Source organism: uncultured Anaerotruncus sp. (assembly GCF_902490045.1).
Lineage (GTDB): Bacteria > Bacillota > Clostridia > Oscillospirales > Ruminococcaceae > Anaerotruncus.
The window spans coordinates 1-19087 of the sequence record NZ_CABUCJ010000021.1 but is presented as its reverse complement, the minus strand read 5'-3'; the positions used below and the strand labels follow the sequence as shown (position 1 = coordinate 19087).

20 protein-coding genes are annotated in these 19087 nt (G+C 62.5%); 6 read left to right on the top strand and 14 right to left on the bottom strand.

Annotated features, from left to right (window positions below):
* Positions 1–2: 2 nt before the first annotated feature.
* The 5 genes from RDM88_RS04005 to RDM88_RS03985 form a co-directional block, all read right to left on the bottom strand.
* The gene (locus RDM88_RS04005) at positions 3–665 is read right to left on the bottom strand and encodes an ABC transporter permease (RefSeq protein ID WP_308753470.1); all 663 of its coding nucleotides are present in this window, start codon (positions 663–665) and stop codon (positions 3–5) included.
* On the bottom strand, positions 554–931 hold the full coding sequence (locus RDM88_RS04000; RefSeq protein WP_308753468.1) for a hypothetical protein: 378 nt from the start codon (positions 929–931) through the stop codon (positions 554–556). Before RDM88_RS04000 ends, RDM88_RS04005 begins: the two co-directional genes overlap by 112 nt.
* Positions 928–2451 carry a sugar ABC transporter ATP-binding protein gene (locus RDM88_RS03995; RefSeq protein WP_308753466.1) on the bottom strand — a complete coding sequence of 508 codons (1524 nt, stop codon included), beginning with the start codon at positions 2449–2451 and terminating at the stop codon, positions 928–930. Before RDM88_RS03995 ends, RDM88_RS04000 begins: the two co-directional genes overlap by 4 nt.
* An 81-nt stretch (positions 2452–2532) precedes the next feature.
* Positions 2533–3579 carry a sugar ABC transporter substrate-binding protein gene (locus tag RDM88_RS03990; protein ID WP_308753464.1) on the bottom strand — a complete coding sequence of 349 codons (1047 nt, stop codon included), beginning with the start codon at positions 3577–3579 and terminating at the stop codon, positions 2533–2535.
* Positions 3580–3645: 66 nt separating this feature from the next.
* On the bottom strand, positions 3646–4800 hold the full coding sequence (locus RDM88_RS03985; RefSeq protein WP_308753462.1) for a mannitol dehydrogenase: 1155 nt from the start codon (positions 4798–4800) through the stop codon (positions 3646–3648).
* Between the two features lie 284 nt (positions 4801–5084).
* Here RDM88_RS03985 and RDM88_RS03980 point away from each other — a divergent pair, with 284 nt between their 5' ends.
* Positions 5085–5909 carry a DeoR/GlpR family DNA-binding transcription regulator gene (locus RDM88_RS03980; protein ID WP_308753460.1) on the top strand — a complete coding sequence of 275 codons (825 nt, stop codon included), beginning with the start codon at positions 5085–5087 and terminating at the stop codon, positions 5907–5909.
* A gap of 239 nt (positions 5910–6148) precedes the next feature.
* Here RDM88_RS03980 and RDM88_RS03975 read toward each other — a convergent pair whose 3' ends face one another.
* From RDM88_RS03975 to RDM88_RS03955, 5 genes are all read right to left on the bottom strand, one after another.
* On the bottom strand, positions 6149–7183 hold the full coding sequence (locus RDM88_RS03975; RefSeq protein ID WP_308753458.1) for a glycosyltransferase: 1035 nt from the start codon (positions 7181–7183) through the stop codon (positions 6149–6151).
* A 469-nt stretch (positions 7184–7652) separates the two neighbouring features.
* Positions 7653–8444, bottom strand: coding sequence for a response regulator (locus tag RDM88_RS03970; protein ID WP_308753456.1), 792 nt, complete (start codon positions 8442–8444; stop codon positions 7653–7655).
* Positions 8441–9730, bottom strand: a complete 1290-nt coding sequence (locus tag RDM88_RS03965) for a sensor histidine kinase (protein WP_374045409.1) — start codon at positions 9728–9730, stop codon at positions 8441–8443. Before RDM88_RS03965 ends, RDM88_RS03970 begins: the two co-directional genes overlap by 4 nt.
* A 147-nt stretch (positions 9731–9877) precedes the next feature.
* Positions 9878–11077, bottom strand: a complete 1200-nt coding sequence (locus RDM88_RS03960) for a YibE/F family protein (RefSeq protein ID WP_374045408.1) — start codon at positions 11075–11077, stop codon at positions 9878–9880.
* 89 nt (positions 11078–11166) lie between these two features.
* Positions 11167–12753: an alkaline phosphatase gene (locus tag RDM88_RS03955; protein ID WP_308753452.1), complete on the bottom strand. Its 1587-nt coding sequence runs from the start codon at positions 12751–12753 to the stop codon at positions 11167–11169.
* 255 nt (positions 12754–13008) lie between these two features.
* Here RDM88_RS03955 and RDM88_RS03950 point away from each other — a divergent pair, with 255 nt between their 5' ends.
* Positions 13009–14040, top strand: coding sequence for a 3-deoxy-7-phosphoheptulonate synthase (locus RDM88_RS03950; RefSeq protein WP_308753450.1), 1032 nt, complete (start codon positions 13009–13011; stop codon positions 14038–14040).
* A gap of 55 nt (positions 14041–14095) precedes the next feature.
* On the opposite strand, the gene RDM88_RS03945 is transcribed toward RDM88_RS03950, so the two are convergent.
* The gene (locus tag RDM88_RS03945; RefSeq protein WP_308753448.1) at positions 14096–14332 is read right to left on the bottom strand and encodes a hypothetical protein; all 237 of its coding nucleotides are present in this window, start codon (positions 14330–14332) and stop codon (positions 14096–14098) included.
* A gap of 250 nt (positions 14333–14582) precedes the next feature.
* Between RDM88_RS03945 and RDM88_RS03940 the strand changes: the two genes are divergently transcribed.
* The 3 genes from RDM88_RS03940 to RDM88_RS03930 are packed head-to-tail and all read left to right on the top strand — an operon-like array spanning position 14583 to position 15078.
* Positions 14583–14756: a hypothetical protein gene (locus RDM88_RS03940; RefSeq protein WP_308753446.1), complete on the top strand. Its 174-nt coding sequence runs from the start codon at positions 14583–14585 to the stop codon at positions 14754–14756.
* 14 nt (positions 14757–14770) lie between these two features.
* The gene (locus tag RDM88_RS03935) at positions 14771–14944 is read left to right on the top strand and encodes a hypothetical protein (protein WP_308753445.1); all 174 of its coding nucleotides are present in this window, start codon (positions 14771–14773) and stop codon (positions 14942–14944) included.
* An 11-nt stretch (positions 14945–14955) separates the two neighbouring features.
* A complete protein-coding gene (locus RDM88_RS03930) occupies positions 14956–15078 on the top strand; it encodes a hypothetical protein (RefSeq protein WP_308753443.1) in 123 nt (40 codons plus the stop codon).
* Positions 15079–15141: 63 nt separating this feature from the next.
* On the opposite strand, the gene RDM88_RS03925 is transcribed toward RDM88_RS03930, so the two are convergent.
* From RDM88_RS03925 to RDM88_RS03915, 3 genes are read right to left on the bottom strand one after another with little or no spacing between them, the layout of a single operon-like run.
* Positions 15142–16101, bottom strand: a complete 960-nt coding sequence (locus tag RDM88_RS03925; protein WP_308753442.1) for a D-2-hydroxyacid dehydrogenase — start codon at positions 16099–16101, stop codon at positions 15142–15144.
* A 17-nt stretch (positions 16102–16118) separates the two neighbouring features.
* Positions 16119–16646 carry a chromate transporter gene (locus RDM88_RS03920; protein ID WP_308753440.1) on the bottom strand — a complete coding sequence of 176 codons (528 nt, stop codon included), beginning with the start codon at positions 16644–16646 and terminating at the stop codon, positions 16119–16121.
* Positions 16643–17194 carry a chromate transporter gene (locus RDM88_RS03915; protein ID WP_308753438.1) on the bottom strand — a complete coding sequence of 184 codons (552 nt, stop codon included), beginning with the start codon at positions 17192–17194 and terminating at the stop codon, positions 16643–16645. Before RDM88_RS03915 ends, RDM88_RS03920 begins: the two co-directional genes overlap by 4 nt.
* A gap of 1324 nt (positions 17195–18518) precedes the next feature.
* On the opposite strand from RDM88_RS03915, the gene RDM88_RS03910 reads away from it, so the two are divergent.
* Complete coding sequence (locus RDM88_RS03910; protein WP_308753436.1) at positions 18519–19043, top strand: hypothetical protein; 525 nt, start codon at positions 18519–18521, stop codon at positions 19041–19043.
* Positions 19044–19087 lie beyond the last annotated feature (44 nt).

Here is a 19087-nt window from a genome sequence, read left to right as displayed (position 1 = left end):
TATCAGTCGTTGCGGTAAGCGATGATGGTAATGATCAGGACGATGGCCGAAACCACCAGCTGCCAGAAGGAGTCGATGCCGTTGACGTTGAGGCCGTTGGTGATCATCGTAAGCAGAAGCGCGCCGAGCAGGCTTCCGCCGATCGTGCCCGAACCGCCGTTGAGGGAGGTGCCGCCGATGGCGACCGCCGTGATGACGTTCATGTTCATCGTGGTCGCGAGGTTGGGCTGCCCCGAGGCGGTCCGGCTGGTGAGGATGATGCCCCCGATCGCGGCGCAAATCCCGCTGACGATGTAAAGCAGGATCCGGGTGCGCTTTACATTGATGCCCGAGAGCTTGGCGACCTCCTTATTGCCGCCGATCGCATAGACATGACGGCCGAAGGGCGTCTTGCGCAGCACGATCACGCCCGCGACGGCCAGCACCGCCATAATAATGACCTGGCTGGGGATGAAAAGGAGCGAGCCCCGCCCGATGAAGAGAAATTCGTCGGGCAGTCCGTAGACGGCGGTGCCGCCGGTCAGGATGCTGGCGACGCCGTTGGCAAAGTTCATCATTGCCAGCGTGACGACCATGGACGGCAGGGAAAAGGAGGTGACGAGCAGCCCGTTGACCGCGCCGAGCATCGCGCCGACAAGCAGGCCGAAAACCAGCGCCAGCCACATGACTTCATCGCCAGCGAGACGATCATCCCGGTCAGGCAGGCCACGCCGCCGACGCCGACATCAATGTCGCCCGAAATCATCACAAAGGTCATGCCCACCGAGACGATGGCGGTCACCGCCATCTGCCGGGCGATGTTGATCAGGTTGTCGGGCAGCAGGAAGAGGCGGTTGATGACCGAAAAAGCCACCGCCACCAGCACGATAACGATCACGAGGCCATATCGGTTCAGGACCTGCCGGGTTCCCAGTTTCGATTTTACATTCATGATGGTTTCTTCCTCCCTATGGCCGCGGCGATGATTCCTTCCTCGCTGAATTCCTCCCGCGCGAATTCTCCTGTAATGGTCCCCTCGTGCATGACGAGGATGCGGTCGCTCATTCCCATAATTTCCGGCGTCTCGGAGGAAATCAGCAGGATCGCGATCCCCTGTGCCGACAGCTCGTTGATGAGCTTATAGACCTCCGCCTTCGCGGCCACGTCGATTCCGCGGGTCGGCTCGTCGAGAATGAGTATTTTCGGCTGCGTCGCGAGCCATTTGGCCAGCACCACCTTCTGTTGGTTGCCGCCCGAAAGATACATCGCCCGCTGCCCGGTCCCCGTGGTCCGGATGCTCAGGCTTTTGATAAACGTTTCGCAGAGCTCCCGCTCTTTTTTCCTGTCGACAAACAGCTTCGGCGTCAGGCGGCCCAGGTTCGGCAGCGCAATATTGTCCGATATCGGGAACTTGAGGATGAGCCCTTCCGACTTGCGGTCCTCCGTCACCCATGCGAGCCCCTGCCGCATCGCGTCCTTGGAGCTGCGGATGCGCGCCTCTTTGCCGAAGATGAACACCCGGCTTCCGGGCGCTTTTTCGTCCTCGCCGAAAATCAGCCGTATCAGCTCGGTGCGCCCCGCGCCCACGAGCCCCGCGATTCCCAGCACCTCTCCCTCATAGAGGCTGAGGGAGACTCCCCTCGGGGTATAAGCGCCCCTGCTCTCTTTGTCCTCGACGCCGCCCACATTTTCCAGACGCATCGCTTCCGCTCCGAAGAAGGTCCGCTTGCGGTGATAGTAGTCGTCATAGTTGCGTCCTACCATATGCTTGACGATAAGCTCCTCGGTGGCCTCCCGCGCGTCCAGCTCGGTGACCAGCTCGCCGTCCTTGAGCACGAAGATTTCGTCCGAGATGCGCAGGACCTCCTTCATCCGGTGGGAGACGAAGATGAAGGTCACGCCGCGCTCCTTGAGCCTGTTGACCACCGCGAAGAGCTTGTCGATCTCCTTGTCGGAAAGGGAGGAGGTCGGCTCATCGAGGATGATGATCCCCGCGTCGGCACTCAGCGCGCGGGCGATTTCCACAAGCTGCTTGGCCGCAATGTCGATCTCCGACACCTTTGTTTCCGGATCGACGCTGAGTCCCACGAGCTCCAGCAGCTCCCGCGCCCGCCGATCCATCTGCGCTTTATCCAGAAAAAGGCCCGCGCTGAGTTCGCTGCCGATAAAGAGGTTTTCCTGAATCGTCATTTTGGGCAGAACCAACAGCTCCTGGTGTACCATCCGGATACCGAGCCGCTTGGCCTGGTCGATATCCAGGCTTTCATAGGTCCGCCCGTCGATCGTAAGGGTTCCGGTATCGGGCATGAGATTCCCCGCGATGATCTTGCAAAGCGTACTCTTCCCGGCTCCGTTCTCTCCCACCAGCGTAACGACATGGCCTCTCTGAATCGAAAGGTTGATATCTTTCAGCACCGCGACGGTAGCGAAGGACTTGCTGATATGCTCCATCTGTAAAACCGCGTTTTCCATCTGTTCACCTCACGCCCAAATTTGGCAGGAGACCCGGCGGGACGCGCGCCTTCCGCGCGTCCCGCACCGGCTCCGGGCCGCTTATTTATACTTGGAGAGCTCTTCCTTGAGGGCGGCCTGCTCCTCGATATCCTTCTGGACGTTTTCCTTGGTGATGAGCCGTCCGGGCACCACGACCTCGCCCGACTCCTCGCCCTCCACCGCTTTGAGCGCGGCTTCGACGGTCATCCGCCCGATATCGGAGGGATTTTGCGCGGCTGTCGCCAGGAAGCTGCTGTCCGGGTCAAGCAGCGCGTCCAGCAGGCCCTGCTCGTCGTCCACGGCCACAACCCCAATTTCGCTGCGGCCCGCGGTGGTGACCGCCGCCATCGTACCCACGCCGGTGCCGGCGCTGCTGGCAAAGATGTAGTCGATCGTGCCAGCCGGATTGCCGATCAGCAGATCGTCAAAGAGCGCCTGCGCCCCCTCGACTGTGGCGGCCGCGGGCAGGACCTCCTTGATTTCAACGTTGTCCATCCCCGCGAACGCCTCTGCGAAGCCCTCGCAGCGGTCAATGTTCGACTGGGAATCCTTGAAGTTGACGGTCATGAGGACGAAGTGCTCCTTATCGGTGCGCTGCTCGATGAGGCCGCGGACATATTCTCCGTCCAGCTTGCCGAGCTCCTTGTTGTCGCTCGAGACGCGGGCGTAAAAATCTCCGGGGCCCATCAGGCGGGCGTCAAAGTTGATCAGCGGGATTCCCGCCGCGTTGGCCTCCGCCACCGCCGGGATGATCGGTTCAAATCCCGCGGTGCAGATCACGTCATATTTCTGCGCGACCGCATGGGAAATGAATTCTGCCACCTGGGTAAAGTCCTCCTTCGCGTCAAATACGTCGATCTGCGCGCCGTTTTCCTCCGCGGTCTTCTTGGCGGCCGCCGCCAGATAGGCGAAGAAATCATAGTGCATCGCGGGCGAAATAAAAGCGATCCGGACGGGTCCCGCGTCCTTGTCCGCCGGGGCGGCACTCTCCTGCGCGGGGGCGGAGGCATCGTTTGCGGCGGCCGGGCTGGAGCCCGTCCCGTCGTTGCAGGCCGCCAGGCCCAGGATCATCATGGCTGCCATCAAAAGCGCGATTAATTTTTTCATGGTTTTCCTCCTACTTGTTTTAAAACAGTATCAAATGGGGGCGGCGCCCGCCCCACGGCCGACGGGTTAACAGGCCTGCCGTTTTTCGGCGGGCAGGGCGCGGTAAGCCGCGCTGATCTCCGCAATCAGCGGATGTCCGGACTCGAGGCCGCAGATATCCGTGATCGCCGCCTCGAGGCCCTTTGTGCGGATGATTTCCTGCATTTTAAGCGCGGCGGGATCGGTCGCCTCCGCATAGGCCAGGCCGTTTGCGATCGACCGCACCAACGCGCCGCAGGGAAGCCCATGGTTGTAACAGAAAAGCGCGTTTCCGGTCAGACGGTCGCCGCGCGCCAGCTTGCGCAGGGGGTCGTAGCCCACCCGGGTGATCAGGTCGGGAAGCGCGTCTTTCGGCGCGGGCATTTTGCTGAAGTCCCAAATTTTCCCTTCCGGCACGCCAAATTCCGCCGACAGGCCCTTGACCGCTTCGGAGAGGACCTCGTCCATCAGCGCCGCGACCTCCGGGTCTCCCTCCGATTCGCAAATCGTCCGGTATCCCCGTAGATATCCGGCGTAAGCGCAGGTCGCGTGCGGGGCGTTGAGGCTGTAAAGCTTGATGTCCTTCATCTTTTCCAGATCGTCCATCAGCTCCATCCATTCCACGCCGCTCAAGTCGGCATGGATGGGGGGCTGGATCAGCAGGTTGGCAACGGTGAGCGCCTCGAGCCGGAGGCTGCTGTTGGACTCCGCGCTGACGGAACGGCGGACGATCGTGTCGCGCAGGGCCACATTTTCCCGAAACCATGCGCGGCTCTTTTCCGACTTCATCGGCGCGAGAAACCACTCCTCGATCCTGCCCATCAGGTGGTTGATGTTGGTGCAGCTGAGGATGGTGAGCTTTTTCCCGCCCGCGGCCGCGCGTTCCTCAAAGCAGGGGGCCAGATAAGCCGCCGCCTCGGCAATGTCCTCCGGATAGAGGCAGACCGCCAGAACGTCCGCGTCCATCACCGCCCGCCGGCAGGAGCGCTCCGGGTCGCACAGGTACGCCTCATATCCCGAGACGACGGCCGGATAGGTGCCGTCCACCTTGAAGAGCTCGACCGTATAGGAGCCCTTCCTTAAATTTTCGATGACAAGCGGGTCCTTGTCAAGCAAAGAAACCTTCCAGCCGGCGGCCGAAAAAACCTCGCCCAGGAAGCCTTTCCCCTCCTTGCCCGCGCCTAAAACCAAAATTGATGCCATTTTCATCCTCCCTGCCTTGTGGAATTCTCTTTTGAATCCCAACACAATTATTGCGATCACAATTTGTATGTTGTGATTTTAATTATAAAGAATTCAATTTTTACGATCAATAGGCCGATTAAACAAATATTTTAGTTATATTTGTGATTAAATCAACAAATCGCAACTATTTAGTTGTGATTCTATTTGTTTTTGCAATTATTTTCAAAATACCGCTTGCTTTTTTATGCCTGTTATCTGTATAATATAAGTGATCCTAATGTATCCGGAAGGCGGGAAGCAATATGAGCGACTCTGTGAGCGTGCGGCAAAATGAAATTTTAAAGTTGCTTATCCAACAGGGCAGTGTCCGGGCCGCTGAATTGACGGAGCTTTTTCAGGTGACGTCCGAAACGATCCGCAAGGATTTGAATCATCTCGGCGAGCTTGGCTATATTGAGCGCAGGCACGGCGGCGCCGTCTTGTCGGAAGCATACCGACAGGAATACGTCTACTCCGAATCCAAAGCCTCCTTCCGCCGCGGGGAAAAGTCGGCGATCGCGCAGCAGGCCTTGCGCTATGTGGAGGACCACAGCGTCATCTATCTGGATGGCGGAACAACGGTATGCGAGCTGAGCAAACTGCTCGGCGAGCGAACCGACCTGACGGTGGTGACGCCCTCCCTGCTTGTGGCGGACGTCTTCCGCAAATTAAAAAAGCACCGGCTCTACCTGACCGGCGGTCTGATGAATTACGACTACGACCTTCTCCACATTGTGGAAAACGATTCCTTTATCGAGCAGTTCCGATTTGCGGCCGCATTTTTCGGGTCCACTGGGATCCGCTACCACAGCGGGCCGACCTCGCAGGACTACGCGGAGGTGGTGATCCGCCGGAAAGTCTTTGCGCAGAGCGAATCCCGGATCCTTCTGTGCGACAGTTCCAAGTTCCGCACGGGCGGTGTGCACCAGTATGCGGACTGGAGTGACCTGGCCCACTTGATTACGGATAGCGGCGCGCCTGAAGAACAACTGGCCACCATTCGCAAGCATACCGACGTGGTCTGCGTAACGGCGCCAGCACTCCTGTCCAAAAGAGAGTCCTCCGCCGGCAGAAATGCCGAACAATAGAAGCCCTCTGTCACACCCAGTCGCCGCGCAGGGCGGAACGCGCGGCGGGAGTATCGGGAAAACGAATAAAAAGGGGGCCATTCCCAGGAATGGCCCCCTTTTTTGTTGCGGGGATGACATATCGGAGCAGCGTCTCGCCGCCCCTATACCCTTCCAAAATTCCGTGCCCGCAGAGGGCGCGGGATCCGGTCTTCTGCGTGCGCGGGCGGAAGGCCCAGCCATTTTCCCAAAGAGCGCCTTCAGCGCCGCCTGCCGTCGGTCGGATACAGCTGCCGCACCAGCGCGTCGTACTTTTTTTGCAGCCGCCGGTGCTCCCGCGCCAGCGCGTCGTGCTCGCTGCGCAGCCGTGCAAGCGCGGCTGCCGGGCTCAAAGCGCCTTGTCCCGGCGGCGCCATCGTCTCCGGACGCGAGAGCAGTTCCAGCGCAGACTCGTTCAAGAGCGCCGCGTTCCACTCGTTCCGCCGCAGCCTGTCCATTCGGGTGTGCCCGCGCTTTTTTGCCGTCCGCAGGAGAAGCCGCTCCCACTGGTCATAGACTGCGCCGCCCCCATAGCGCGCCTGGAAGGAGTCCCGGGCCGTTTCGCCCGCGTTTCTCCGCGCTTCCGGGGAGGCGGCCATCAGTTCCCGCAGCGCCGCGGCCAGCGAGGCCGGCGTCTCCTCCTCCGCCAGCGCGCCGCCGCCCGGCGGGATCAGTTCCCGGGCCGCCTCGCAGTTCCGAAACCCCACCAGCGGCAGGCTGTGGGCAGCCGCCTCCCCCAGCGCCAGTGGGAACGCCTCCTGCCGGGACGGCATACAGAAGAGGTCCGCCGCGCCGTAATACGCGTCCGAATCGGCAGCGTTCCCCGGAAAGGACACCCGGGGTTCCCGGCCCATGGCCTCGGCCATGGCATGGTAGAGATCCCAGCCCTGCCCGTCGCCCACCATGGTCAGCGACCAGTCCGGGAATTCGTCCTTCAGGAGCCTCCAGGCCCGCAGTAACAGGGAACCCCGCTTATCCTGTTCATGGAAGCACCCGACAAACAGGAGGGTGCGTTCCGTTTTCTCCGCGCGCGCCTGCCAATCCACCGCCCGGGGCTCTGGCGCCGGGCTGCCGATTACGTCGATGCGTCCATGCAGCGCCTTGGGGTAGCAGGCCTTATATGGCTCCAGCGGCACTTGGATGCGGTCGCAGCAGGCCAGCGCCGCATAATGCTCGTAGGGGCTCCAGCGTTCATGGGTCAGGATCCTCGGGTGGAGCGACTCCGCCGACACCAGCGGGATGCCTGTGCCTTCCAAAAGACGGGGAAATCGCAGAAAACCACGGCCGGCGCAATAGCCGACGAGTACGCTGCACCCGCATTCAAGCAGCCTCACCCGCACCCGGTCCCGCCCCTCTGCGGCGTCGAGATCGGCCTGCAGAAGCTCACAACCCTCCGGCAGCGGCGGCGCCGGAAGCCCTTCGGATTCGGTTCCCGCCGACGGTTTCGCGATGACCGTAACCCGGTGGCCTCTTTTGTGCATTTCTCCCGCAAGGTCGGCAAACAGCCTCCCGACCCCGTCCCTGTCGTACAGCAATGGTTCACAGATAAACGCCATTTGCAGGCCCGTGCCCCGCGTTTCCATATGCGCTCCTCCCTTTGTACTCCCGGGCCGGTCCTCATCGCGGCCCTTCCGGATTATTATAAAATACTGGGCGCAACAAAAGCGCAACAAAAAGCCCCCAATTTTCCAGCAATTGGGGACCTTCCAAATTATTTTTGTCTTTTCAATTCCTCTGTTCGGTTTCGTGGATTCCCATCGAAAACTCCGCCCAGCTATAGCAGATCATGTAGTCCCGGCGGTAGCTGTTCACCGCCTGCGGGTCCCCTTCCAAAAACCGGTAGCTGTCGCAGTCAAGCCGGGAAGGAACGATCGCCAGCCAGTCGTGCCCCTTGACCAGAATCTCCTCCACTCCCGCGTCCCGCAGTGTCGCCCGCAGGTCCGACGTAACCGTACGCAGATAGCTCTTCTGCACCGGCCCTGCGCTCTTTTCCTCCCACAGCACTGCGCACGCCTCCCCCGAGGTGACGCTGGCACCCCGCCGGTCCACCAGATAGGCCAGCAACTCCTTGGTTTTGCTGCGGTGGAAGGTCAGCGGGCGGCCGTCCACATACACGTCGAAGCCGCCGAAGGTTTTTACGCGCACCTTTTTCTGCATGCGGCCCTCCTCATAGAGGAACGTCAGCTCCCGCCGGATATCGTCCGCCGTGACGGGCTTCAACAGATATCCGGTGGCGTGGAGCCGGATCGCACCCAGCGCGTATTGCTCGTGCGCGGTGACGAAGATGATGGATGTCCTCGGACGCAGGTCCTTCAGCTTTTTAGCAAGGACAAGGCCGCTTGTGCTGCCCAGCTCCACATCCAAAAACGCCACGTTCACAGGGGCGCAGGCGGCATAATCCAGCGCCTCGCTCGGCATGGTAAACCGGGCCAGCTTATATTCCGGATCGACCTCGCGCAGGGCCTCCTCCAAATCGTCCAGGGCAAACGCCTCATCATCCACGGCAAGGTATCTCATCGGCCGCTTTCCTCCTTGGGGATTATAATGGTCGCTGTGGTCCCAACACCCGGCGCGCTTTCAATTTCCAGCGTCCCTCCGCACAGGCTGGCGAGCCGCCCCCGCACGTTGGCGATGCCGATATGTGCGCCCGTTCCCTCCGCCTGGGGGCGCAGCTGAAAGCCCAGGCCGTCATCCCACACGGTAATCCGGTAAGCGCGTTCCGTCTCCTCCGTACGGATGCCCACCCTGCCGCCGCGTTCCCTGCCGAGCGCCCCGTGGCGGACGGCATTCTCCACAATGGGCTGCAGCGTCAGCGGCGGGATGGTAAAGTCGCGGGGCCCTATTTCACAGGTCACCTGAAGCCGGTCCCGCTGCCGCTGCTGTTCCAGGTGCAGATAGGCTTCCGTATGCCGGAGCTCCGCTTCAAACGGGATGGGCGCCCTGCTCTTCAGGGAGTCCATATTTCCCCGCAGATACAGCGAAAAATCGCGTATTATCTGCTTGGCCTGTTTCTGATCGGTGTCGCACAGGTGCCGGATGGCGGTCAGGCTGTTATAGAGAAAATGCGGCTGGATCTGACTGAGCATGATGTCGATCCGTGCTTCCGCCAGCTCCGTCTCCTGGTGCTCGATCCGCAGTTCCTGTTCCGACTGGATGTTTGCGAAGATCAGCAGAATCGACAGCGTGACCCCAGCATTGAGCAGCGCAATTCCATAGTTCAGCATCTGGACGGCTTCAACAGCCAGCGGCAGGACGATGTAGCTGGACAGGCTCAGGAAATCCTTTCTCCGCAGATAACGGCGGCAGCGGACCATCATCATGATATCCGTGAGGTATATCAGCATGGGAACCGCCTGGGACAGCCAAAACCAGCTTCCCCGCTGATAGACGTTTCCCGCCCCCACCGAAAAGTACATCCCGTTCCAGAGGGAAAGCACGCTGCACGCCATCTGGATCGCGCACAGCGCCTCCGCGATGTGCACGAACCCTCTCCACACCTGAACCCGCGGGGCAAAATATTCTGCAATATATCCGGTAAACGCCAATAGCAGCGGTCCGGAAAAAAGATAGTAGAGCAGGCTGCCAATCCAGAGGGCCGCCGGGTACCAAGGCCGGGCGAACCCTTCAAACGCCCAGTTCGTGATGTCCGCGATCGCCATTACAAAGTTGAAGGCACACATCAGCTGAAAGCAGCGCCTCAGACGCTCCCGCCGTCCTCTGCCGAAGCAGAGGGAACAGAACAGGATCAGGCAGACGACACCGCTGTATAGGTCGAGCGCGATATTGATCTGTCGCAAACGCATCCCCCCGATTCGCGGGTCCGGATCCGGCCCTCCGCTATGATTAAGCATACTACATTTTACAGGCGATTTCAAACCGGACGGCGTCTCCCGGCGGCGCCATTTCCTGCCAAAAATTCCGCCCCAGGCGAAATCCCGGGGCGGGATTTTTTACCGTTCTGATTTTTCTCCGCTGCCAAGCCCCGCGGGAACAGGCACGCTCTGACAGCCGCCGCGCGCCCGCCCGGCCAGCAGAAACCCGCTGGTGAGCGCGGTGAGGGGCGCCACCGTGACCAGTCCGAAGGACCCCACCATGGTGTGGATGATTTCGGCGGCCACATATTTGTAATTGAGGATGTTGGGGATGGGGGTCCCCTGCGCCATGAACACCATCAGCAGGGCCACATAGCCGCCGGAGTAGGCCAGCAGCAGCGTGGTGGTCATGGTGCCCATGGCGGCCCGGCCCACGTTCATCCCGGAGCGCGCCGCCTCCCACTGGGAAATGTCGGGGCGCTTCTCCACCACCTCGTTTACCGCCGAGGTGATGTCCACCGCCAGATCCATCACCGCGCCCGAGGCACCGATAAAGATGGCGGCCATGAAGATGCGGGTCAGGCTCAGGTTCTGGTAGCCGCCGTAGAGCAGGCTTTCGGAGTAGGCCATGACCGCCCCGTGGATTTGAAAGAGGCCGGTAAAGAGGATTCCCAGCACACAGGTCGCCAGAATCCCCAGGAACGCGCCGGACACGGCGGCCATGCAGCGGCGGTCAAAGCCGTAAACCAGGGCGATGATGAGCAGTGTGAGGGCCAGCGTGACCGCAAGGCCGATCAGGACCGGATCGTGCCCCTTCAGGTAGAGGGGGACCAGCACCTTCCACAGCATGAGGATCGTCAGGGCAAAGGAGGCGATGGCCCGCAAGCCGGTGCGTCCGGCAAAGAGGACCAGGAAGACGGCGAAAACGCCGGCCAGGAGGAGTTCCTTGCCGATGCGGTCGTGGTCGATCATCGTGACGGAGCGGATCGCGTCCCCCTGATAGCTGACCACCACGAGGGCCCTGTCCCCGGGAGAAAAAATTTTGTCCTGCTCGAGGGAGCCGTTCAGCATGTTGACGCCGGACGCGGTCCGCCCCTGGAACCGGCCTCCCAGCAGTTCCAGCGTACAGATCTGTTCGCCCGAGCGGATCAGGCCGTTGTCGACGATGGCGGAGTCGTCCACCGCCAGCACGCGGGCGGAGCAGCGGTCGGCCTCCCGGTATTGGACGGCGCCCTCATAACCCGTGGGCAGAAGCAGCAGGACGGCGATCAGCGCCGCGCAGAGGACCACCGGCGCGTGGTACCGGAGCCGGGCGGAATCGAATGACATTCTTTTCATATGGTCGAAGATTTCCTTTCGATACCAGCAGACGGATGCGGCCAAAGGGCCGCATCCGTCTGCCGTTTATGAAGAGAGGGAAAGGCGGATTACCGGACGGCCAGCATCCCGGCCAGCCTGTGATAGATCTCGGTGTTGTCGTAGTATCCGTTGAAGGCCTCGGCCCCGGCGCCGTCGGCCAGCACCGCCACGGGCAGGCCGGTATGGCTGTAGGAGGTAAAGGAGATGCCCGCCTTGTTGTTGATGATGTGGGTGATGGTGACGCTCAGCGGCTCGTAGGTGCCGTAGAGCACATACTCCTCCTGCCCGTACTGGCTGGCGGCGGTCCCATTGACGCTCTTTTCATAGGCGGCGCGCAGCTGGGATAGCTCGTACTCGGTGAGGACCAGCCTGTCGCCCTCCTCCCCCCGGGCCTTCAGGCCGAAGAGGTTCTCCACGTCGGCCAGCACCTCCTCAAAGGAGGTCTTCTGCTCCTTGTAGGCGGCCACGTAATCGCTGTCGTATTTGGCGTAGGAAATCTTCTGGCTTTTCAGCAGGTCCAGATAGGTGTCGTAGTCGGTCCCGGCAAAGCCGATGGTCAGGCCGCCGGTCTCGTGGTCGCCGGTGACGAGGATCAGCGTCTCCTCCGGCTTCGTTTTTGCAAAGTCGACAGCCACCTGGACGGCGTCGGCCAGCGCCTGGGTGTCGTGGATGGTGGAGGCCGCGTCGTTGGCGTGGCAGGCCCAGTCGATCTTGCCGCCCTCGCACATCATGAAGAAGCCCTTGTCGTTCTCCAGGACCTCAATCCCCTTGGAGACGTAATCGGCCAGCGACATCATCTCCTCCGTCCGGTCGAGCTCATAGGCCATGGCGTCGGAATCCGCCAGATACTCGTCGATGATGATCGCCTTTTCGGTGGAGGCGTTTACCGCCTCGGCTTCGGCGCGGGTCGTGGCCAGCGTGTATCCGGCGCTTTTGGCCAGGTCGTAGAGGTCCTCTTTGTCCCCGTCCGGGCCGGTGGGCTTGAGCAGGCCGCCGCCCGCAAAGTAATCGAAATCGGAGGCGATCATCTCCAGGCCGATCTCATAGTAGCTGCCGCGGCTCTGCTGGTGGGCATAGAAGGCGGCGGGGGTGGCGTGGTTGAGGTTGACGGAGGTGATCACGCCGATCTCCCAGTCCTTCTGCCTGTGCAGCTTTTCAGCGATCGTCTCATAGGCGACGGTGCCCGTCTCGTCCATGTTGATGGTGCCGGAATAGGTTTTGTACCCGGTGGAGATCGAGGTGGCCGTGGAGGCCGAATCGGGGGCGAAGCTGTTGGAATCGTAGGTCACCGCGGAGCCGGCGACCGGGAAGTTCATAAAATTCAGGTACTCGGGGCCGTCCAGGACCGCTCCCTGGTTGTCGTCCAGGCTGGGCTGCGCCATCCAGTAGTCCCCGTCGTTGATCGCGCCGAGGAAGTCCGAGGTCGACTGAATCTGGGGATAGCTCATCCCGTCTCCGATAAACAGGAAGACGTATTTCGGGGCTCTGGGGGACGCCTCGGCAGACGGGCTCTCCGTCTGGGAAGCGGAAGCGGCGCTCGGCGCGGGAGCGGGCGCCGACTCCGGGGCGGGCGCGGAAGGGCCGCTGCACGAGGCCAGCGTGCAGCAGGCGGCGAAAGCCGCCAGGGTTCGTACCAGTGGGCGTTTCCAGTTCATAGTTGGTTCCTCCATCTTTTTCATCATGTTGCTTTGGACATGGGAAGCATACCAGAGAAATACAGGAAAAACGATCATGCCCGCGTAAAAAGACGGTAAAAATTCCAAAGCCTCCCGCGGCGCGGACCGCCCGGGCGCGGGCCAAAAAATGCGCGCGGAATCGATTATTTTTGCGCATCTTGCCGCTTGACATCGGCGGCGTTTGGCATTACGCTGGTACGGTACGGAACGAACCGGCAAAACGGAGGCAAACACATGGCAATGAAATTGAACAAGCAGCTCCCGCTGCCCGCCGACCTCAAGGCGGAATACCCGCTCTCCCGGGAGGTCACCGGGGTCAAGGCGCGGCGCGACGCGGAAATCCGCGACATCTTCACCGGGCGTTCGGACAAGTTCGTCGTCATCGTCGGGCCCTGCTCGGCCGACAACGAGGACTCGGTCTGCGACTATGTGTCGCGGCTGGCCGCCCTCAACGACAGGCTCTCCGACCGGCTCATGCTCATCCCCCGCATCTACACGAACAAGCCCCGCACCACCGGCGAGGGCTACAAGGGCATGCTCCACCAGCCCGAACCCGACAAGGCGCCCGACCTGCTGGCGGGCATCATCGCCATCCGGCGGATGCATACCCGGGCGATCATGGAAAGCGGGCTCACCTCCGCCGACGAGATGCTCTACCCCGAAAACCGCAGCTACCTCGACGACCTGCTCTCCTATGAGGCGGTCGGCGCGCGCTCGGTGGAAAACCAGCAGCACCGGCTGACCGCGAGCGGGATGGACATCCCCGTGGGGATGAAGAACCCGACGAGCGGCGACTTCGCCGTGACGCTCAACTCGGTCTTCGCGGCGCAGCACCCCCACAACTTCATCTACCGCGGCTGCGACGTCACCACCGGCGGGAACAACCTCGCCCACGTCATCCTGCGCGGCGGCGTGGACAAATACGGCACCACGATCCCCAACTACCACTACGAGGACCTCATGCGCCTCATGGAGATGTACGGGGAGCGCGGCCTCAAAAATCCCGCCGTGATCGTGGACGTCAACCACTCCAACTCGAACAAGCAGTATAAGGAGCAGATCCGCATCGTCAGCGAAGTGCTCCACAGCCGCAACTACAACCCCGACCTCAAAAAGCTCGTCAAGGGCGTGATGATCGAAAGCTACCTCGAGGAGGGCTGCCAGAAGATCGGCGGGGAGCACGTCTACGGCAAGTCGATCACCGACCCCTGCCTCGGCTGGGCCGACACCGAAAAGCTCCTCTGCAAGATCGCCGAAACCTGCTGAAACGGCGGGAGGCGACCGGCAATGCCGGGCGCCTCCCGCTTTGTTTTTGATCCGGTCAGCCGAGCAGCTTGAAAATCGAAACGATCTTGTTGAGCGACCCGATGGGGTCCTGCATGTTCAGCAGGTTCCCGAGGATGCCGTTCGGCCGGTTCCCGCCGGACGCCGCGTTCCGGCCCGTCTGCTGCGGGCGTCCGGCCGGCCGGGGCATCTGCCGCGGCTGTGCCGTCTGCTGCGGACGGGGCTGCCGCATGGCCTGGGGCCGGGGCGTCCGGCCGGGTTGACGATTCTGCATAAAAACCTCCATGCGCCCGGCGGCGCTGAATCGGGCTGGCCCCCGCCGCGCGGCGGAGGCCGCCCATGCTTTTGCCGGGCGGCAAAAGGGCCGCGTTTTTTTCGCGGTTTCCTCTTAATGCCATCCTATGCGAAAAACGGCGGGCCGCCACGCCGCTCGGCTCTTTTTTCGTTTGGATTTTCCAGCGCGCCCATCGGTTCCCTCTGATCATTCCGCGGAAATTGCGGACAATAATGCCGAGGTGATTAAAATGGAACAGCCTTTGAACCAGACGATCCCTCCCGAACCCCGGCGGACAGTCCTGTCGGAGCAGGATCTCCGGACACTGTCCCGGCGGTTTGGCTCCACGCGCTCCTACCAGGGCAGCGTCGTCGGCATCACCGACGAACGCATGCGCCAGCTGGCGGAGCACTTTACACCATGAGCGGAGGCGGCGGCATGCAGAACAGCGGCGATCTTTACGACCTGATCGCACAGGACGGCAGGGCGCACCAGTTTTTCGCCGCCCTGCCCGACGGCGTGCGCGACGCGGTGAGCTGGCAGGCCAAAAGCCTTCACAGCTTTCCCGAGCTGCGGGCCTGTGCGCAGGAACTGCTCAGCGACTATGACTGAGGGGGAATTCGATGGAAAAGCCCCTGGAGTACTATCCCATCCACTACGATGAGCTGGAAAGCTACCTCGTCAGCCGCCTCAACGATGAAGAGGACGACGGCGGGGAAGACGACATCCGAAGCGTGATCTGTTGAACGGGGCTGCGGCCCCGTTCGTTTTTTTGCAGAAAAAGCCGTCCCCGTACGGGGACGGCTTTTTCATCCTGCGTTCACAACGTTGACCGGGCTGCCCGCCAGAAACGCCCGCAGGTTCTCCACCGCCACGTCCATCAGCCGCTGGCGGCTCTCCCTGGGCGCCCAGGAGATGTGCGGGGTGATCAGGCAGTTTTTCGCCGCCAGGAGCGGGTTGTCCGCGCGGATGGGCTCGTCGGAAACCACGTCCAGGCCGGCGGCGTACACCTTCCCGCTGTCCAGCGCGGCGGCGAGGTCCTCTTCCACAATGAGCGGGCCGCGCGAATTGTTGAGGAGGATCACCCCGTCCTTCATCTTCGCGATGCTCTCCCGGTTGATGATCCCGCGCGTCTCGGGGAAGAGCGGGCAGTGCAGCGCGATCACGTCCGACTCCGCCAGGAGGGCGTCCAGCGGGACATATTCCCCGATGGCGCGCCCCTCCTCGCAGGGACGCCCGTCGTACGCGAGCACCCGCATCCCCATCGCCCTCGCGATCTTCCCGGTCGCACGGCCGATCCGCCCGAAGCCGATGATCCCCATCGTCTTGCCGTCCAGCTCGATCAGCGGATAGTCCCAGAAGCACCAGTCCGGCCCCTCCTGCCAGCGTCCGGCGTGCACCGCCTCGCTGTGATGGGCCGCATGGTGGCAGATTTCAAGCAGCATCGCGATCGCGTACTGCCCGACGGCGGCGGTCCCATAGGTGGGGACGTTGCAGACGGGAATGCCGCGTTCCCGCGCGGCGCCGACGTCCACGACGTTGTAGCCGGTCGCCAGCACGCCGATAAACCGGAGCGCGGGGCAGTCCTCGATGACCTCCCGCGGGAGCGGGACCTTGTTGGTGTAGACCGCTTCGGCGTCCCCAATCCGTTCCCTGACCAGCCCGGGCGGCGTGCGGTCGTAGACCTCCAGCTCGCCGAGCGCCTCCAGGCCCGCCCAGCTCAGATCGCCGGGGTTTTCAGTATACCCGTCCAATACCACGATTTTCATAGTCCGCCTCCCTAATGTTATCTGACCAGCGCAAGGCCGAGCAGCGCCCCCGCGAGAATGACGGTGGGGATGCTCCTTTTCGCAAGCAGCAGGGCGCCCGCCGCCGCCCCGATGATAACCGCCGGCCAAAGCGGCGCGCCGTTCACAAAATAGTTGGCCTCCCCCAGCGGAACGGCGACCGCGAGGATCATGCCGATGCACACCGGGCGGATGCCGTAGAGCGCGTTTTGCAAAAACCGGTTCTGCCGGAACTTGACCATGAAATGGCATGCCAGCATGCAGACGGTGAGCGAGGGGGTCATCACCCCGAGCGTGGTGGCGATCGCGCCCGGCAGGCCCGCCACCTGAATGCCGACAAAGGTCGCGCAGTTGATGCCGAGAGACCCGGGCGTCATCTCCGCGATCGCCACGATGTCCGAAAGCTGCTCCATCGTCATCCAGTGGTGGGAGAGCATCTCCTGGTTGATGAAGGGAATCATCGACAGGCCGCCGAAGCTGCAAAAGCCGATCTTGAGGTAGCTCCAGAAGAGCTGTAACCAAATCACTCCCGCACCCCCCTGAGCATGAGACCCGCGGCCGCGCCGAGCAGCACCACGAGGATGTTGTTGATCGGAAGAAAGAGGCAGATCAGAAAGCCCCCCAGCACAATCCCGTACTGGACCTTCTCCTGGATGGCGATGGAACGCAGGCTGGCCGCCGCGGAGAGGATGATCGGCACGACGGCGGCGCGCACGCCGACCATGGCGCGCGCGATATAGACGTTGCGGCGGAACTGTTCGTAGAAAATCGTGACCACCGACAGCACGACGACGGAGGGCGCGGCCACCCCCACGGCCGCGATGACGCCGAAGAGCACCCCGCCCACATGGTAGCCGAACATCACGGCGATGTTGATGACCATGATCCCGGGAAACGACCGCCCCACCGACACGATGTCCAGCAGGTCCTCCTTGGAAATCCAGCCGCGCCTGTCGACGAATTCCCGCTGGAGCTGCGCCACGATGCTCCAGCCGCCCCCAAAGGTGAAGAGCCCGATTTTAAAGAGCAGCAGGAAACAGCAGAGCGGCCTGGGAAGCCCACGCCTTACATCCAACACTCCACCCCCGTTCTTTCGCCGCGCGCGGGAATTTCCCCGCCCCTTCCCAGGCGGGAAAATCCCGTCCGCCCGTCTTCTTCGGCGGCCGGTTCCGTCCCGGCCGCCACGCGCCCTGTAATAGGGGAGCCCTTCTCCCTTCCATGCCTATGATACCCGCCGCGGCGCCCGCCGTCAAACGGCCGGATTCTCTGGCCCGCGGCACGGCCGCGCACAGGCATGGCGGGACGCTTAAATTTCATCTGCGTCCTTATGGGTTTTCCCGGCCGGATCCGCCGCTTCCCATAACCGAAGGTGATCAAATCATCTTTTCCGGGAGGAGGACACGATCCGCGGGTTTGCCTTTTGCTCACCTGTTCAAGCATCAATAAGCCATGTATTTTCAAAAGATTGGTTGTTTTCACCTTTTACTGTACCCCATGGGCACTGATTTGTCTAATATTTAATCCTCATATCAATCATAACTTTTTATCATGAAATTTTGGAAGGCAGCCGTTTACCGCCGAAAAATCCGCGCTGTGTTCACGCCGTTCGAGCGCCTGCACCGGACGCGGCCGCCCGGCATATGCTGGTATGGGCAAATGCCCGATCTGTTTTGGAGGCTTTATCTATGGCTAACAATCGATTCTTGAACCCTATCTTCCCGGAGGAACGGATCTGTAACTGCCGTCCTCCGATACCTCCCTGTCCCCCGCCGGTACCTCCCTGCCCGCCGCCCTGTCCCTGTCCGACGGGGATCACCGGTCCCACGGGACCGATCGGCCCGCAGGGACCGATTGGTCCGCAGGGCCCCATCGGCGCCACCGGCCCCACCGGCGCGACCGGTGCAACAGGCGCGACGGGCGTCGGCGCCATAGGCCCCATCGGGCCGACGGGCGCAACAGGCGCGACCGGAGCCACCGGCCCCACTGGCGTCTCCGTCACAGGGGCGACCGGCGCGACCGGCGCAACCGGGCCCACCGGACCCACAGGTCCCACAGGCCCCACCGGGCCCAGAGGGGAAACCGGCGCGGCCGACGCCATCGTCATCCGCAATACCACCACCGCCGAGCCCGGGACCCCGGCCGCGGTCGTGGACGTCACCGGGGGGTCGACGCACGTCCTGGACTTCACCATCCCCCGCGGCGCCACCGGCGCGGCCGGCGCCACAGGTCCAACCGGACCGGCTGGACCGACCGGAGCAACCGGGGCAACGGGCGCCGAGGGCGCGGTCGGAGCAACCGGGGCCACCGGAGCGACCGGCGAAACCGGGGCGACCGGCGAAACCGGGGCAACCGGCGAAACCGGTCCCACGGGCGCGGCCGCGACCATCCGGATCGGCTCCGTGATCACCGGCGATCCCGGCACAGAAGCCCAGGTCACCAACTCGGGCACCGACGAGGACGCCGTCTTCGACTTTGTCATTCCGCGCGGAGAGCCGGGAGGCGGCGGGACCCCCGACGTCCTCGCCACGGTGGACTCCACGGCCCAGCCGACCGCCGCGGGGAGCGCGCTTGTCTTCACCGACAACCCGCTCGTCTCCGGCACCTCCATCTCCCACACCGCCGGCAGCCCCGACGTGGTGATCCATCAGCCCGGTATCTACCAGGTGTCCTTCAGCGGCTCCTTCACGGCCGACGCCGGAACCACGATCCCCACGACCCTCCTGACGACCCTCAACCAGAATGGCGCGCCCGTCCCCGGGGGCACGGCGCGGCACACCTTTACCGCCACCGGGGAGACCGCGGAGCTGGCCTTCAGCGTCCCCTTCCAGGTGACGGCTCCCCCGGTAAACCTCAACGTCGTCGCCAGCGAGGCAGGCTTCACCGGCACGGACCTGACCCTCACGGTCATCCGCCTCGGCGACTGACCGGCCCTTTCCCCCGCTTTCCGTCTCCGCCCGCGCCGCCCTCC

What these genes read in the sequence shown, in the direction of transcription:
- RDM88_RS03985 (WP_308753462.1), bottom strand. Translation starts at nt 4,800, where the DNA reads ATGGCATCAATTTTGGTTTTAGGCGCGGGCAAGGAGGGGAAAGGCTTC.
- RDM88_RS03990 (WP_308753464.1), bottom strand. Translation starts at nt 3,579, where the DNA reads ATGAAAAAATTAATCGCGCTTTTGATGGCAGCCATGATGATCCTGGGC.
- RDM88_RS03965 (WP_374045409.1), bottom strand. Translation starts at nt 9,730, where the DNA reads ATGCGTTTGCGACAGATCAATATCGCGCTCGACCTATACAGCGGTGTC.
- RDM88_RS03995 (WP_308753466.1), bottom strand. Translation starts at nt 2,451, where the DNA reads ATGGAAAACGCGGTTTTACAGATGGAGCATATCAGCAAGTCCTTCGCT.
- RDM88_RS04000 (WP_308753468.1), bottom strand. Translation starts at nt 931, where the DNA reads ATGAATGTAAAATCGAAACTGGGAACCCGGCAGGTCCTGAACCGATAT.
- RDM88_RS03930 (WP_308753443.1), top strand. Translation starts at nt 14,956, where the DNA reads ATGGAAAAGCCCCTGGAGTACTATCCCATCCACTACGATGAGCTGGAA.
- RDM88_RS03970 (WP_308753456.1), bottom strand. Translation starts at nt 8,444, where the DNA reads ATGAGATACCTTGCCGTGGATGATGAGGCGTTTGCCCTGGACGATTTG.
- RDM88_RS03960 (WP_374045408.1), bottom strand. Translation starts at nt 11,077, where the DNA reads ATGAAAAGAATGTCATTCGATTCCGCCCGGCTCCGGTACCACGCGCCG.
- RDM88_RS03925 (WP_308753442.1), bottom strand. Translation starts at nt 16,101, where the DNA reads ATGAAAATCGTGGTATTGGACGGGTATACTGAAAACCCCGGCGATCTG.
- RDM88_RS03935 (WP_308753445.1), top strand. Translation starts at nt 14,771, where the DNA reads ATGCAGAACAGCGGCGATCTTTACGACCTGATCGCACAGGACGGCAGG.
- RDM88_RS03945 (WP_308753448.1), bottom strand. Translation starts at nt 14,332, where the DNA reads ATGCAGAATCGTCAACCCGGCCGGACGCCCCGGCCCCAGGCCATGCGG.
- RDM88_RS03950 (WP_308753450.1), top strand. Translation starts at nt 13,009, where the DNA reads ATGGCAATGAAATTGAACAAGCAGCTCCCGCTGCCCGCCGACCTCAAG.
- RDM88_RS04005 (WP_308753470.1), bottom strand. Translation starts at nt 665, where the DNA reads ATGTGGCTGGCGCTGGTTTTCGGCCTGCTTGTCGGCGCGATGCTCGGC.
- RDM88_RS03955 (WP_308753452.1), bottom strand. Translation starts at nt 12,753, where the DNA reads ATGAACTGGAAACGCCCACTGGTACGAACCCTGGCGGCTTTCGCCGCC.
- RDM88_RS03980 (WP_308753460.1), top strand. Translation starts at nt 5,085, where the DNA reads ATGAGCGACTCTGTGAGCGTGCGGCAAAATGAAATTTTAAAGTTGCTT.
- RDM88_RS03940 (WP_308753446.1), top strand. Translation starts at nt 14,583, where the DNA reads ATGGAACAGCCTTTGAACCAGACGATCCCTCCCGAACCCCGGCGGACA.